At 60.3% G+C, this 14057-nt stretch carries 14 protein-coding genes, 1 tRNA gene and 2 pseudogenes; 7 read left to right on the top strand and 10 right to left on the bottom strand.

What is annotated here, in order from left to right:
- Window positions 1–339 precede the first annotated feature (339 nt).
- Window positions 340–948: a hypothetical protein gene (locus tag BBTA_RS06630; RefSeq protein ID WP_041750394.1), complete on the top strand. Its 609-nt coding sequence runs from the start codon at window positions 340–342 to the stop codon at window positions 946–948.
- A gap of 846 nt (window positions 949–1794) precedes the next feature.
- Here the strand turns inward: BBTA_RS06630 and BBTA_RS39925 are convergent.
- The 4 genes from BBTA_RS39925 to BBTA_RS06610 all read right to left on the bottom strand — a co-directional run bounded on the left by BBTA_RS39925 (window position 1795) and on the right by BBTA_RS06610 (window position 4894).
- Complete coding sequence (locus BBTA_RS39925; RefSeq protein ID WP_148221407.1) at window positions 1795–2346, bottom strand: hypothetical protein; 552 nt, start codon at window positions 2344–2346, stop codon at window positions 1795–1797.
- 30 nt (window positions 2347–2376) lie between these two features.
- On the bottom strand, window positions 2377–2883 hold the full coding sequence (locus BBTA_RS06620; RefSeq protein ID WP_012041678.1) for a TlpA disulfide reductase family protein: 507 nt from the start codon (window positions 2881–2883) through the stop codon (window positions 2377–2379).
- A gap of 23 nt (window positions 2884–2906) precedes the next feature.
- On the bottom strand, window positions 2907–3971 hold the full coding sequence (locus BBTA_RS06615) for a hypothetical protein (RefSeq protein WP_041750393.1): 1065 nt from the start codon (window positions 3969–3971) through the stop codon (window positions 2907–2909).
- Window positions 3972–4594: 623 nt separating this feature from the next.
- The gene (locus tag BBTA_RS06610) at window positions 4595–4894 is read right to left on the bottom strand and encodes a LexA family transcriptional regulator (RefSeq protein WP_041751282.1); all 300 of its coding nucleotides are present in this window, start codon (window positions 4892–4894) and stop codon (window positions 4595–4597) included.
- A gap of 37 nt (window positions 4895–4931) precedes the next feature.
- On the opposite strand from BBTA_RS06610, the gene BBTA_RS06605 reads away from it, so the two are divergent.
- Complete coding sequence (locus BBTA_RS06605) at window positions 4932–6092, top strand: IS630 family transposase (protein ID WP_049795475.1); 1161 nt, start codon at window positions 4932–4934, stop codon at window positions 6090–6092.
- 343 nt (window positions 6093–6435) lie between these two features.
- On the opposite strand, the gene BBTA_RS41615 is transcribed toward BBTA_RS06605, so the two are convergent.
- Window positions 6436–6621 (bottom strand): DNA-binding transcriptional regulator, encoded by a 186-nt coding sequence (locus BBTA_RS41615; protein WP_012041673.1) that lies wholly within the window; start codon window positions 6619–6621, stop codon window positions 6436–6438.
- 154 nt (window positions 6622–6775) lie between these two features.
- Window positions 6776–7321: a hypothetical protein gene (locus BBTA_RS06595; RefSeq protein ID WP_244424372.1), complete on the bottom strand. Its 546-nt coding sequence runs from the start codon at window positions 7319–7321 to the stop codon at window positions 6776–6778.
- Window positions 7322–7676: 355 nt separating this feature from the next.
- On the opposite strand from BBTA_RS06595, the gene BBTA_RS38645 reads away from it, so the two are divergent.
- Window positions 7677–7865, top strand: a complete 189-nt coding sequence (locus BBTA_RS38645; RefSeq protein ID WP_012041670.1) for a transposase domain-containing protein — start codon at window positions 7677–7679, stop codon at window positions 7863–7865.
- Here the strand turns inward: BBTA_RS38645 and BBTA_RS06590 are convergent.
- Window positions 7801–8429, bottom strand: a pseudogene (locus BBTA_RS06590) (IS66 family transposase); the annotation flags it as partial. The gene BBTA_RS38645 and the pseudogene BBTA_RS06590 overlap by 65 nt on opposite strands.
- A gap of 70 nt (window positions 8430–8499) precedes the next feature.
- On the opposite strand from BBTA_RS06590, the pseudogene BBTA_RS41235 reads away from it, so the two are divergent.
- Window positions 8500–8610 (top strand): annotated as a pseudogene (locus tag BBTA_RS41235) (transposase); the annotation flags it as partial.
- Between the two features lie 806 nt (window positions 8611–9416).
- Window positions 9417–9869 carry a hypothetical protein gene (locus BBTA_RS06580; protein WP_148221406.1) on the top strand — a complete coding sequence of 151 codons (453 nt, stop codon included), beginning with the start codon at window positions 9417–9419 and terminating at the stop codon, window positions 9867–9869.
- Window positions 9870–9946: 77 nt separating this feature from the next.
- On the opposite strand, the gene BBTA_RS39920 is transcribed toward BBTA_RS06580, so the two are convergent.
- From BBTA_RS39920 to cpdR, 3 genes are all read right to left on the bottom strand, one after another.
- The gene (locus BBTA_RS39920; protein WP_148221405.1) at window positions 9947–10207 is read right to left on the bottom strand and encodes a hypothetical protein; all 261 of its coding nucleotides are present in this window, start codon (window positions 10205–10207) and stop codon (window positions 9947–9949) included.
- 779 nt (window positions 10208–10986) lie between these two features.
- Window positions 10987–11061, bottom strand: a tRNA-Val gene (locus tag BBTA_RS06570).
- Between the two features lie 117 nt (window positions 11062–11178).
- On the bottom strand, window positions 11179–11538 hold the full coding sequence (gene cpdR / locus BBTA_RS06565; RefSeq protein ID WP_006610087.1) for a cell cycle two-component system response regulator CpdR: 360 nt from the start codon (window positions 11536–11538) through the stop codon (window positions 11179–11181).
- 329 nt (window positions 11539–11867) lie between these two features.
- Here cpdR and BBTA_RS06560 point away from each other — a divergent pair, with 329 nt between their 5' ends.
- Window positions 11868–12752, top strand: coding sequence for an N-formylglutamate amidohydrolase (locus BBTA_RS06560; RefSeq protein WP_012041665.1), 885 nt, complete (start codon window positions 11868–11870; stop codon window positions 12750–12752).
- Between the two features lie 477 nt (window positions 12753–13229).
- Window positions 13230–14015: a histidinol-phosphatase gene (hisN, locus tag BBTA_RS06555; protein WP_012041664.1), complete on the top strand. Its 786-nt coding sequence runs from the start codon at window positions 13230–13232 to the stop codon at window positions 14013–14015.
- Window positions 14016–14057 lie beyond the last annotated feature (42 nt).

The following is a 14057-nucleotide window of genomic DNA, read 5'->3' as shown; positions in this document are numbered from 1 at the left end:
CCCCGCTCGACCTTACCGCAGATAAGAGCCTTGTCAGGGCTCTGTACGGGCGCGAGGATACCTTCAATGATGACGTTCTGCCCGGCGATGCGCCGCTGATAGCTCCGAGAGAGTTCTACGCAGCGGTCGTTGGGACCTCCGTCGCACGATCGGAAACCAGCGCGACCGCAACGCAATCGCCGCGGCAAAGCGACAACGTTTCTTCCCTATATCGCCGGGCTAGGCGGGGCTCTGTTGGCCCACTCCGGCATGCCAAGGCGAGGACGGTTGACACAAGTCAATACGAGCAAGGTCGAGCTCGGAAATCATTCGATCTCGGCTAGTCAGCGGAGATGGGTCATGTCACAGCAGAGCAGCATGCATTTCTACCTCAATTGGGCGAAGGAGCGCATCGACGAGATGGACGCCGCGCTTGCCTCGTTCGAAATCAAGGCCGGCGAGGCCAAGGCCGAGTCAAAGATTAAGGCCGACCAGATCATCGCTGATCTGAAGAAACGCCGCGACGAATTCCAGGCGCAGCTCAAGACGCAGGCGGAAGTCGGCGAAGCAGCATGGGCACGCAGCAAGGCAGAGCTCGAGAAGCAGTGGAACGCATTCGAGGCGCAGATGACGACCTACTTCGAGAGCGCGGGCAAGCAGTTCGAGCAACAGCAGACCACGTTCAAAGACATCGCGGCGGCGCAAGCCAAGTCCTGGCGCGAGGCGGCCGAGAAGTTTCGCGAAGCGGCAGGCAAAGTTGCCGCGGCTCACACCGGCGACTTTGACGCTGCGCTCAAGCAGATGAAATCCGACGCATCCGATGCAGAGGCTCGTCTGCAGAAGCTGAGGCAAGCGGGCGGCGAGTCGTGGTCGGTGCTCAGCGCAGCGCTCGCGGAATCCCGCAAGGCATTCGATCAGGCCAACCAGGCGGCTTGGGAGGCGTTGAAGGGCTCAGGCTCGAAGAGCTGAAGCAACAGCTAGACGTTTTCCAGTTGGCAGCCAGTAGGGGAGATGCTTGACAACTCTCCTGGCGGCCCGCCTGCAGTATGGGATCTGTCAGCCAGGCAGGAGGGCGGGGATATTCGGCTCGAAGACCTGAAAGCCGAACGTCCCAGCCTCAACCGCACCAGTTTCGGAGCAGAAACAACCTGATTGGTGCGCAACAAACGCGATCGAAAGCAAAAGGAAAGCCAGAACATCAACGAAGCCGGTCGATATTCCACGATTGCATTCGCCATCACCTAGATCGGCCTAGCGGGATCGAGCGGATGCGCGAACTTGCGCACGAAAGAGAAGTGCCCGTATCTGGTGCGGCGATCCAGCTCGGCCCAAAAAAGATAAGCAAGGTGGTTGATTTCGTTGGTGAGCCCGGCAGGACTCGAACCTGCAACTAGACCGGAGCCGCTGATTAAGAGGCATATGATCTCCTCGGAAAGTCAACGGCCATTCCGACAAACGCCTCCTCAAACCTGTATTGAACCCGCACGAGGTTCTCCTTTTGTCGGAAAGGCTCGCTCAGCAGGTCAATCTCGGCCCGATATTCCGTTCCAATTCGGCGATGGCGCGGCTGAAGCAAGCATGACAGCCAGTGACCGCCCGATTCGTCGTCCCGGAGGGGGATGATGAGATGAACGCGGGCTAAGTCACCTCAGCGACACACTTTGACGTATACGCAGATCTTCTTGAAATTCTCCCAGCGGCACTGCTGCTCCATCCGGCAAACCTTCGCTCTTTCTCCCGGCTGCGTCGCATGCGCAGGGAGTGCACCAACAATCAAAGCCGACATCACCATGAGTGTAAATGCAGTAGCCAGCCTCATGAAGTACTCCTCTTGACTTGACCATTCCGCTTCTGGCCACAGGCCGACGACGGCACGGCAAAAGTAACCTTACGGCCGTTATGATTCAGGCAGCCGTCAATCCAGAATCCCTTTAACACGCCCTGCAGCGTGATGAGCGTACCCTCCCCGTATGGTTTGCCCTTGCGGAACTGCCCCTCATAACGGGCCGCCTGCAAAGTCATGATACCATAGCCATCCGGCTCGCCGCTCACGAGGTCGCCCTCGTAGCGTCCCGTTTTCCAGTCCTGGGTACCCCGTCCCTCTTGACGCCCCTGTTTCCAACCCCCGTCGTCCATCTCGAAGATCCTCCCGCTGCGGAGCCACCGCAGCGTGCCGACACCTTCTGCCAGGCCATTGACGCAGCTGCCTGACCAACTCGCAGCTTCGTCGGCAAGCGGATGAGGATTCCAAACCTTGCAGCCAGTACCAGGGTCAGCAACGAAAGCCCCTGGCAGATTTGACTGTGCTTCGGCCACTGACCAGCCGAGCGATATCCCAATCAGCATTCCAAGGGCTGCTCGCGCCACTCGCCTACTCCCAGCTTTCGTTCGCGCCGCTCAATGCGGAAGTAGTGGCAGCACCACGTCACGCAACAACTGTTCGCGGACATCAATGAACTTATCTCTCACGACGCCATCGCGATCGATCACAAAGGTCAGCGGAAAACCTTCCGGCGGTCCAAACCCGTCTTGTGAAATACGCTCCAGCGTGGACGTCGGATATGCCAATGTCCCGCTGATCTTGCGCATTTTGCCGAAGTCCTCCGGACGGTCCGCGCTGATACCTATCAGCTCCAGTCCTCGTTCGTGATAGCGGCGATAAAATGCGTTGAGAACTGGCAATTCCCTCCGGCAGGGAGCGCACCATGTTGCCCAGTAGTTGACCAGCACGACCTTCCCGCGCATTTTGCCGAGATCGAGGGTCTCGCCACCGAGCGCGGACACAATGAGAGGCGGGGCTGCCTCATCGATCGCGGGGGCGGCGGAGGCAGCGCCCCACATCGCCACCGCGATGATGCCGGCAACAAGAGGCACCGTGCGCCTGCTGCGCGCTCTAATCGGCATTCCCTTCTCCAGTCGATCCGAGGCTAGAAATTGTAGCTCGCCACGGTCTTGAACATGTAGGGCGCAATGAGCTGCCCCTGGCTGCCCTTGTCGTTGATCGCAGCGTTGGTCCGATAATAGATCGGAATCTCGACATCGACATAGAACTTGAAGACCCGCTTGTGCTCTTCATCGAGAACCTTCGTGAACTCGATGCCGGGAGAGATCATGAGGCGGTCGAATCCGGTATTGAGCGGGTCGGAGGCTGGGCCGCTATCGCGTTGCCGATGGGAGGCGATGAGTTGCACCAGCGGGGCAATCTTATCAAAGCCAAGCACATTATAAAAATTGTTATAGACGATGCCGCCGGCAGCATCAATCTGGTAGCCAGGCTTGTAAAGCTCGTTCAGCCCCGAATCTGGATTATACGCTGACTGATACAGAAATGGCTGCTGCCACCTGATCTGAGAAAAATATTGCCAAGCGTTGTCGCCCGTGATCATTCCACGATGGAAGGCGCCGAGGATGAGGTCGGTGCTCCCGGAGCCGATCTGGGTATCGCGATCCAACCCGGTAGCGGTAAACGTCCCGGTCGGCAGCTTCAATCCAAAGATGATCCCGGTCGATAGATCTTTCGAGAAGCCGGTGTACATTCCCATGACTTCGACATCGCCGAACGAGCGTGATTTGAAAGTCTGCGGGGTGGCTGGGTCGTTCGGGAAGTTGGTATCCGTGGTGAAGGACCGATTGACGTAGGGAACGCGGACAGTGACGCCCCAGTCACGATTGAACATGTATTGAAGCCCGACCGTGAACCAGTCAGTCCGAACTTGCTTATCGGAATTGGCGCCTGCCGGCCCCTTCGATCCGCCAATCCAGTTCTTGTTCTGATCAGAATGCCACCATTCTGTGAATATCCTGCCGCCATGGTCGTCTTCCTGAGGCAGCAAGCCGCCGCCAACGTCAAAAACACTGCAGCCGCAAGCACAGGCATTCGCCGGCGCTGGCGCCAGCACCACGATGAAGCCGAAGGCCAAGACGAGAGGCATAACGAGACTCAGCGCCTGTCGGACAAGCTGGGAGCTGTGGTTGTGAGGATTGATGAACATATCTTCTCCAGTCAGGTCTGGGGGAGCATGCATGGTCAAAACCAGGCGCACGCTGCTGTTACGAGATTTCGGGAAGAGTCTGGCCAGACTGCTGGGTTGCGGCCTCGGCTCCCTCTGTTCAGGTCATGGTCGTGCTAAGAACTGTCATAGGATCGTTAGTTCACGACTAACCTCAGGAGCGGAACGTCGAAATCCGCCGGGCCGTCAATGAAGAAACGGATAGCTCAGGACCAGGATGGCTCAGGTGGTCTGAGGGGGTGCTCGCGCCTGCCTGCTCGTGTCGAGAAGCGAGGCTATCCCGCCGGGCATTTGCCCGGACCAGTCGACGCTCGTGCAGACGGCTTGCGGCGCCGAGATCGCGGTCAACTGCGGTACATTGAGCCACCCATCCCCTTGGGCAGCTACACAGCAGAGAGGGCAGCCATCGTCGCATCCGTGGCCGCTATCATCGCCGTTTGGAGACGAGGCATCGGATCCGTGGTGGCATATTTTATCCGACCACGCCCAATCAGATACGGCTCCGGCAATCGCAAACGTAGCGACGATTGGCGCCAGAACCTGAATGGCCAGCGCCACTAAGAGAACCGGAAGAAAATTTCGCAGCCGTTGGCGCATCTGCCCACCTAGTACCTCTGCACAGAGGTTTTGACGGATTGATCTGTAGCTTGCAGAACGGGGAGGTCTTCGGGTGGCACGACGATCTCGATGCTGCGTGAGGCGCCTGGCGTTCTGCGAATGAAGCCGTTGCGCTCGAGGGTGAGGATCATCTGGTGCACGGTCGGCGGCGTGACGCCGAAAAACCGTTGAATGTCGCGTTCGGCCGGCGGCAGCCGATTGACACGGATATAGGCATCGATGAACGCCAGATATTGGCCCTGCTTGGCGGTGAAGCGGGGCGCAGCTTTGCCAGACATTTGATTCATCAGCAGATTCACCTCGGCCTCCACGATGGAGGCCACGATGAATGTACGATATCACGTCAAGCTGACCAGGGACGAGCGGGCGGAACTCAGATTGCTGCTGCAGGGCGGCCCGCTGGCGGCGCGCAAGTTCAAGCGCGCGCAGATCCTGCTGGCAGCGGATGCAGGGATGAGCGACGACGACATCGCCACCAGCGTGGGTATCGGCGCCTCGACGGTCTATCGGACCCGACGACGCTTTATCGAAGGGAATCTGACCGCGGCCTTGAGCGAAGAGCCTCGTCGCGGGGCGGAACGCAAGCTCACGGAGAAAGAGGAGGCGCTGCTGGTGGCCACCGCCTGTGCAAGCCCTCCGACAGGCCGTGCGCGCTGGACGCTGGAGCTTCTGGCCGACGAGATGGTCAGATTGACGTCTCACGAGGGACTGTCGCGAGAAACGGTGCGGCGGCGCCTGGCCGAAAACCACATCAAGCCATGGCGCAAAAGCATGTGGTGCATCCCAAAGGTCGATGCGGAGTATGTCGCGCAGATGGAGGATGTGCTCGATCTCTATGCCGAAGCGGCCGATCCGCAGCGGCCTGTGGTCTGCTTCGACGAGAGCCCGGTCCAACTCATCGGCGAGACCCGTCAACCGATTCCCGCCAAGCCGGGCCGGATCGAGCGTTACGATTACGAGTACCGACGCAACGGCACGGCCAACCTGTTCGTGCTCATTGACGTGAACCGGCCCTGGCGCAAGGTGAAGGTGACGGAACGACGCACCGCGAAGGACTTTGCCGAATGCATGCGCGAGCTTGTCGACGTGCACTATCCCAAAGCCGAACGCATTCGCGTTGTGCTCGACAATCTGTCGACCCACAAGGCCGGCGCACTCTATCAGGCATTCCCGCCCGACGAAGCTCGCCGCCTGCTCCGCCGTCTCGAATTCCATCACACGCCAAAGCACGCCAGCTGGCTCAACATGGTCGAGATCGAAATCGGCGTCCTCTCGCAGCAGTGCCTCGACCGACGGATCGACAGCCATGCTCGTCTCGTCAGAGAGACCGCAGCCTGGGAAAAACGCCGCAACGCCGAGCGCGCCAGAATCAACTGGATGTTTACGACCGAGAAGGCCAGGGCCAAACTCGGCCGCGCCTATCCAAAAGTCCCGGCTAAACCGACGAAAAAACAAAGAGTCAAAACCTCTGTGCAGAGGTACTAGTTGGGAACCAGCAGAACACCGGTCTTGGCAAGTGTCGAGGTGCTTGCCAAAAGATATTCATTTTTCGTCGTAACCGATGCAAAAAAGCCGCATACATGGCGGGATTGCACGTACTAGAGACGCCTCTATTTTACTGCCTTTGATTGCATTGCTCCGTTGCACGTAGACCCGCCCTACGATGAGGCGCCGGCGCTTACGGGCGACATGCGGCAGGTTCTGCCGCGATGGACGCACGGACGGGCGCACCATCGCGGCCCTCCAGCATCCTGTTCAAGACGAAGGCCAAGCACATTGGAGCGATATCTCTTTACAGCCATCAGCTTTGTCGTAGATGTCGAACGCATCACACGGCCTGCAAAGCCTTCTGCACTGCCTTCGGGGCGCGCTCGATCGCGAGAAGATAAGCGCGTGTCGGCCCTTCCGGCTGTCGCGAGCCTTGTTCCCAATGGCACAGCGTATTGACGCTGAATCCGCAGCGACCTGCGAACTCTTCCTGCGTCATGTCCAGGTCCACCCGGATCGCCCTCACGTCGATCTTGTTCTTCGGCCTTTTGTGGAGCCGAGATGTGGCACGATGGTCGTAGGTCGGAGATATCCGTTCCCACCGCATTCGTCTGGCGGTGTCTTAGCGGTTCGACCAGGACTTCGTTTCCACATCCCGCTCGTAGGAAGGCGCGCAATCGTTATCGAGGATCAACACCACGATGCGGAATAGCGAGACCAACGGCCGCACAAATCGCGCGTTCAGTCGAGAGCAGCAGCAGCCGGTAGCCATCGTCCTCGTAAAGGGCGTACTGGCCAACTTCGTAACACTCGCGCACGTACTTTAACACAGCGGACGCTCCTTTGAGGCTTCCCGGCACGATGCCGGCGAGTTGACGCGAGGCCTTCATCTCAGCCCGACCGAGTGCGCCTTCAGCCTCGCAGAGGCCACTTAACTTGGCCTCCAGCTCGGCCCGCCTGCCGCACGGCGCACGGCGCAGCTCGCGCTCGGCAGCATCCTGCTCGGCGAGCAGGCGCCCCAGTTCCTCAAAGACTCGGCGGTGGCCCTCGATGGCATCAAGGACCGGGTCGGGCGCGGTCGAAACGCCAACACTTTCAGCCCGTGAGGGAGTGATGACCCCGGCCAGGATGGCGGCGCTGCCGGTGACGAACTGCCGGCGCCGAACGGCCGGGCCGGCAGGAAAGATTAAACGACTCGTGGTATAGGCAGAATCAGCCTGAGACATGGCTATCTCCATGTTGAGGGTTAGGCTCGCGCAGGTGTTGCTGCATCTGTGCGGGCCGCTTGCCTGGCCTGTAGCGGCCAGTGCCGCGAATCGAATCACGGCCGATTCATTACGTCAATGGATATCCGGTTTTCACCCACGGCCAGCCTTGCCGTTGGCGAGATCGACGATACAGCCATTGGCTAGACGCACGCCGATAATCACGTCGTCCAATCGGTAGTTATTGTTGTTGCCTCTAAGGCGATAGCCTGTGTCCTCTACGACACGTACATCGAACCATTGAGTAAGTATCCCCAGGCAAAGCCGGGGGCTTTAGAACTAGGCGATACTCGCTTCGCTTCTTAACACAGCGAAATTGAATGGCCTCGACCCCGAGGCGTATCTCGTCGACGTTCTCGATCGCATGGTGAGCGGCGCCACGAAGACCGACCAGCTTCACGAACTTCTGGCCTGGAACTGGAAGGCCGCACGCGAAGCCGAATCGCAAATCCGCGCAAGGCTCGTTCCGCAGCGTTGTTGGTCAGGCAGATCCGGCCATCGTTGATGAACTGTGCGAACCGATCCCATCGCTTGAGCATGTAGTCGATCGGCTCGGCGACCGAGGCCGAGCGCGACAAGCGGCCACGTTGTTCGCGCAACCAGGCTTCCAGAACCTCCTGGAGCGGCGCGCTCTGCTCTTGACGGATGCACAGCCGCTCATGGCGGCAAGGCCGTTGATGCCGCGTTCGATCTCGAACAGGGCGTCAATGCGCCTGACTGCTTCCAGCGCGATCGGCGAGATTGCTCCAGCATTCTTGCCTCGCCTTGCATTGGCGGCGATGTCCGCAAGTTCGAAGAACTGCCTCCTGGCATGGGCCCAACACAGCGCCGATGTGATCGGTCCCACCGCGCGCGAGGGATCGTACAACGCGTTGTAGCCATCCGCCTGCAGGATGCCGCTGAACGCCTTGAGGTGCCGCACGGGATGTTCGTGCCGCCGGTCGCGCGAGGCATAATACAACGCCGCTGGCCGCGCCCGGCCGCCAAACGGCCGGTCGTCGTGGACATAGGTCCAGATGTGTCCCTGGATTGTCTTGCCCTTCGCCAGGATCGGCACTTTTGTGTCGTTGACCTGCCCCTAGGAAATTCCTCCAGACCGAGTTAGAGTCGGCCCTGACGAAGGGCGGACAGATGCACAGATGCAGCGAAAGCGGTTCGCGGAAGAGCAGATCATAGCGGTCCTGAAGGAGCATGAAGCCTGTGCGAAGACGGCGGACTTGGCTCACAAGCACGGGATCTCGGAGACGACAGAGACTGGCCTTTGTGAGAACCGGCGCACGGTATCGCGTAAGGCGGTTGAAGCCCTGGTCTTGAAGGGGATCGAAGAACAGCTGGCGACGCCCGAGCTGATTGCCGAGTACGTCCGCGAATATCAGCGGATGTCCCGTGAGCTGAACAGCTCGACAGCCCACCGGCGACGCCGACCTGGAGGAGCGACTAGGCCACGTCAACGGCGCCATCTCAAAGGCGGTCGATGCCCTGTTGGGCGATAGTCCCAGCCGCGCCCCGCGCCTGCGGCTGGCGGCCGTGGAGGCCGAGCGCGACCAGATCGGGGCTGACATCGCCGAGGTCGTTCCGCCCGCGGTGGAACTGCACCCGAATGCGGCGAACGCCTACCGCGACAAGATAAGAGATCTGAAAAATGCTCTGCCGATGCAGACGAGGACAGCCGCTTGTCAGCGAACGAGGCCATTCGGGAGGTCGTCGAGAAGATCGCTATTCATCCACAGGGTCGGTACAAGCCCGTGAAGATCGAGATTTACGGCCAACTCGCCGCCCTACTCCAGACTTCTGAGAGGGCTGCCGCCCCCTAGAGTCTAGGGAAGCGTTGGTTGCGGGGATAGGATTTGAACCTATGACCTTCAGGTTATGAGTCTGTTGGCGGCAATTGCAGGCGGTGTCGAGCCCAACTGCACTCAGGTCAGCGCACCTATTTGCGCGACAAAGCCGCCGATTCGACGACCGGAGCAATAGCTTGTTCTCCTCGGGTCAGCCCTCTGCGACCATGATGATTCGCCCGGGCTTATTGCTTGATTGGCCGAGAGAGAGATTTTCGATGAGTGTCATTGATCCGGCGAATTTCTTGTCCGAAGATGAGGTGCTCAGCCGCTGGCCCATGCTCACAAAGGCCGAGCTGCGACGCGCCCGTCGAGCGAACCCGCCCGGGATCGAGTTCTACGGTTTCCGAAAGAAGGGCGGCGGGCCTCGCTACACGCCGGAGCAGGTGCAGAACTATATCGACCGTACATATCTTAGGAAGTCGGAATGCCAGCAGATAAACAGCGGGGCGCCTCACCATCAGACACTCAGCAGCAGTGGAGATTCGAGCTTGGCGGCTACTATCTCGAGCGTCCCCATCCAGAGCATCTCGGCTTCTGGTATGCTTGCCGATATGACCCCGGAACTCGCCAAGTCCGCCGCCGAAGTCTTAAGACAACAGATTTCGAAGAGGCTAAAGTCAAGCTCGCGGCGCTCGTCGCGTCCGCTCCCAGCAGCGCACACCGGGTAGGACCACCCGGCCCCGACCGGGTCCTCAGTGTGGCCGCGTTGAAGGCATATCTCGACGAGCGCGGCCCACACATTGCATCAGAGGATGCGGCCGAGCGAGCAGTGGAGCTGTTCACGGACTATCTCGCCAGCAAAAGCAAGATCGATGCCCCCGTCGCATTCTGGACGCCTGCCCAACAGCTTGAGCTGGCCAAATGGTGCGTCGAAAAACACCAGCATTCCGCGGGCTACATCGAACGGTTGCTCAATGTGATGAGATCCGCATTCAACGATGCCTGCGTAACCAAAATCAGATTGGATGCCGTCGGCAACAAGGTCGAGACGGCGCTGATGAGCCACGCACCGAAAATTGTGTGGAAACGTGAGGCAATCGCCGCTGAACTCAAAATCCCGGCACGTCGGCCGCGACCGGCGACACTATCGATCGAGCAGATGGCCGCCGTGCTGGATTCGCTCAAGACACCCCATCTGTTCCGTTTCGCGATAATGAGTCTGTGCACGTGGGCGCGACCGCAAGCCATCATCGATTTCGATCCGGCAAGTCAGGTTGATTGGAACGGGGGCGTCATTGATCTCGCTCCGATCGGTTGGGTACCTACGAAGAAGCGCCGGCCCCGCCAGCCGCTCACCGGGTGCCTCGCCGGCTGGCTACCAGTCTGGAACAAAGAAGATGAGGCTCGGCGAGCGGCCGCCCTTGCGGAGAATCGGACCCCTCCCGAGCTTGGACTGATCGTGTACAAGGGCAAGCGCGTCGCAACCGTGAAGCGCGCCTTTCGGCGTATCGGCACAGAGATCGGACTGATGGGATTTTCGCAGTACAGCCTGCGCCATTTCATGGCCGACCAAATAAAGAAGCTGTTCCGGAATGTGCCGCGCGAGCAGCGCTCGTTGTGGATGGGGCACGTTGTGCGCGACGGCTCGCGCACAACGGCGAATTACGAGTCAGACGATCCAGAAATGCTCGCCGATGTCGCCCTGGCCACCGATTGCGTGATTGCACTGATCCAGCAACACTGCAACAGGCCGCTATTTGCTGTTGACGTACTGTTGACGAGGAAGGATTTGCAAGCGATCGGGGCGAGGGTGATCCCAGAAACGCTGAGAAAACAGAGAGTTGGTGGTGGGCACGACAGGGATCGAACCTGTGACCCCTACCATGTCAAGGTAGTGCTCTCCCGCTGAGCTACGTGCCCTAAACCCAAGAGGTCTCGTCGGGTGGGGGCTCCTATATCGGCTCCCACGCAGGCAGGCAAGGACGCAAACAGGCAAAAATGGGAATAATCCGCAAGCCTGCGACCGCCGCCGGCGGCTCAGGCCGCCAGCATCTTGTTGACCTCGCTGACCAGCTCGCGCAGGTGGACCGGCTTGGACAGCACCTTGGCGTTCTTGGGGGCCTCCGAATCGGAGTTCAGGGCCACCGCGGCGAAGCCGGTGATGAACATGATCTTGATGTCCGGGTCGAGCTCGGAGGCGCGGCGCGCCAGCTCAATGCCGTCCATCTCCGGCATCACGATGTCGGTCAACAGCATCTCGAACGGCTCCTCGCGCAGCCGCTGATAGGCCGACATGCCATTGTCGTGGGGCGAGACCTGGAACCCGGCATTTTCCAATGCCTTGACCAGGAAGCGGCGCATGTCGTTGTCGTCTTCGGCGAGCAGGATTTTGTGCATGGCGGGGAGTCGTCTGGTCCGGGTGAGAGCGGAGCGTTGCCGCCACTAAGCCTGACGGGCGGTAAATTTCGGGTGAAAGATTGTGCTTTCTGATCGGACATCGACAAGGCAATTTGAGGGCCGACCGGGTTTCTTCTGCCAGAGATCGTCGCCAGCTCAGAGTTGTTCCAAACCCAAGATGAACTTTTTCCTTGTTTGCCACTTGGCAGATCGGCCCGGATTATCGAAGATGCCGTTTGGCAGAGAGCAGTGGCTCGCGTTCTCCAGCGCTTTTCGGCCGGAGCATACCGGCGCATCAACGGACGTGACCAAGGGGACGGCGCCCAGCGATGACGGAGTTTGATGGCGAATTGCCGCCGTTCGAGATCATGGAGCCTGCCACTTGGCGCGCGCCCATCATCTTCAATTCGCCCCATTCCGGTTCGGTCTATCCCGACGAGTTCCTCAGGGCGTCCCGAATCGATCTTCCGACCCTGCGGCGGTCCGAAGATTCGTTCATGGACGAGCTGATCGCAGACCTCTTGGCGCGCGGCTTTCCGACCGTCCGGGTGCATTTTCCGCGCTGCTATGTCGACGTCAACCGCGAGCCCTATGAGCTCGATCCGCGCATGTTCACCGGCCGGCTGCCGAGCTTCGCCAACACCCGCTCCATGCGCGTGGCCGGCGGCCTCGGCACCATCCCCCGGGTGGTCGGCGACGGCCAGGAGATCTATCGCGATCGCCTCAACGTCGACGAGGCGCTGCACCGCATCGAGACGCTTTACAAACCGTATCACCGCGCTCTGCGCCGGCTGATCAACCGGGTGCACCAGCAATTCGGCACCGTCATCCTGGTCGATTGTCACTCGATGCCCTCGGTCGGCGTGTCGCGCGACGAGCCGCGGCGGCCGGACATGGTGATCGGCGATCGCTACGGCACGAGCTGCGCGGCGCTGCTGCCGAACCTGTTCGAGGATGTGCTCGGCCGCCTCGGCTATTCGGTGGGCCGCAACAAGCCCTACGCCGGCGGCTTCATTACCGAGCATTATGGAAATCCGGCGAGCGGCCTGCACGCGATCCAGATCGAACTCAACCGCGCGATCTACATGGACGAGCGACGGCGTGAGCGCGGACCCCGTTTCGCGCAGGTCGCGTCGGATCTCACCGTTCTCGCCGAGGTGCTCGCGACCGTGCCGCTCGACGATCTCGGCCCGTTCCAGGCTGCGGCCGAATAAGCGGCGGAGACAGCGTCAGATCGCGCCTGAGCTGCGTGCAAAAAAAAGGGCCGCTTGAATGACAAGCGGCCCAAGTCTAGGGAGGAAACGCCCAAGGAGGGCAGCGATAACGCGAAGCGCTACCGCACCGCAACAATATGCGGCCGCGCTGCACAAAACGCAAGGGTTTTTCTCTCGATTCCCATGCAAAAAAACATAGGCGGGGTTGCGCTCAACGCGACCCAAGCCGGATTTTCATTTGAGATGTCAATAGGTTCATCAAAAAGTCTGATCAATCGAAAATTCCCCAGCGTGTTTCGATTTCGGTTTCGATTGGCCCCCCTCGACCGCAAACCCGCTGGCTTGCGAAACCGCTGCTCACCAAACGATATCCAAGATGCCAGGTCGCCGTTCCATCTCCGGATGCGCGGCCGGCGGCTTTGAGATAGGCATAACCGGCTCATCGTCTTCCGATTCCCTGCACCTGAAGGACGCGTTGTGACGGTCATCGACTTCTCAGCCTTTATCGGTCGCCTGGCGACCGCCTCGGGCGAAACCATCCTGCCGTTCTTCCGGACCTCGCTCTCGGTCGACAACAAGAGCAGCCGGCACGATTTCGATCCCGTCACCGAGGCCGACCGCGCCGCGGAGGCGGTGATGCGCCGCCTGATCAAGGCGAACTTCCCGCAGCACGGCATCGTCGGTGAGGAATTCGGCAATGAGCGCGAGGATGCCGACTATGTCTGGGTGCTCGATCCGATCGACGGCACCAAATCCTTCATTGCCGGCTTTCCGATCTGGGGCACGCTGATCGCGCTGCTGCACAAGGGCATCCCGGTGTTCGGCATGATGCATCAACCGTTCATCGGCGAGCGCTTTGCCGGCGACAATGGTTCGGCCAATTACAGGAATGCTGCCGGAGAGCGCCGGCTGTCGGTGCGCCGCTGCGAGCGGCTGCAGGACGCCGTCTGCTACACGACCAGCCCATTGCTGATGAACGACGCCGATCGGGCCGCCTTCGCGCGCGCCGAATCCGAGGTCCGGCTGTCGCGCTATGGCGGCGACTGCTACTCTTATTGCATGCTGGCCGCCGGCCATCTCGATCTCGTTATCGAGACCGAGCTCAAGCCCTACGACATCGCCGCCCTGATCCCGATCATCAATGGCGCCGGCGGAATCGTCACCGACTGGGACGGCGGCCCGGCGCAGAATGGCGGGCGTATCATCGCCGCCGGCGACAAGCGCGTGCACGAGGCGGCATTGAAGCGTTTGGCTGCGGGATGACGAGATCGACTGCAATCGAGCGATTGCAGACCGAGTCGGGAG

Source organism: Bradyrhizobium sp. BTAi1, from assembly GCF_000015165.1.
Classification (GTDB): Bacteria; Pseudomonadota; Alphaproteobacteria; order Rhizobiales; family Xanthobacteraceae; genus Bradyrhizobium; species Bradyrhizobium denitrificans.
This window is presented reverse-complemented; position numbering and strand designations above follow the sequence as displayed.

Excerpts from the sequence above, each read along its gene's own strand:
- cpdR (WP_006610087.1), bottom strand. The coding sequence starts at position 11,538 with ATGCACAAAATCCTGCTCGCCGAAGACGACAACGACATGCGCCGCTTC.
- BBTA_RS06630 (WP_041750394.1), top strand. The coding sequence starts at position 340 with ATGTCACAGCAGAGCAGCATGCATTTCTACCTCAATTGGGCGAAGGAG.
- BBTA_RS06615 (WP_041750393.1), bottom strand. The coding sequence starts at position 3,971 with ATGTTCATCAATCCTCACAACCACAGCTCCCAGCTTGTCCGACAGGCG.
- BBTA_RS06605 (WP_049795475.1), top strand. The coding sequence starts at position 4,932 with ATGAATGTACGATATCACGTCAAGCTGACCAGGGACGAGCGGGCGGAA.
- BBTA_RS06620 (WP_012041678.1), bottom strand. The coding sequence starts at position 2,883 with ATGCCGATTAGAGCGCGCAGCAGGCGCACGGTGCCTCTTGTTGCCGGC.
- BBTA_RS06595 (WP_244424372.1), bottom strand. The coding sequence starts at position 7,321 with ATGTCTCAGGCTGATTCTGCCTATACCACGAGTCGTTTAATCTTTCCT.
- BBTA_RS06560 (WP_012041665.1), top strand. The coding sequence starts at position 11,868 with ATGACGGAGTTTGATGGCGAATTGCCGCCGTTCGAGATCATGGAGCCT.
- BBTA_RS06580 (WP_148221406.1), top strand. The coding sequence starts at position 9,417 with ATGAGTGTCATTGATCCGGCGAATTTCTTGTCCGAAGATGAGGTGCTC.
- BBTA_RS06610 (WP_041751282.1), bottom strand. The coding sequence starts at position 4,894 with ATGAATCAAATGTCTGGCAAAGCTGCGCCCCGCTTCACCGCCAAGCAG.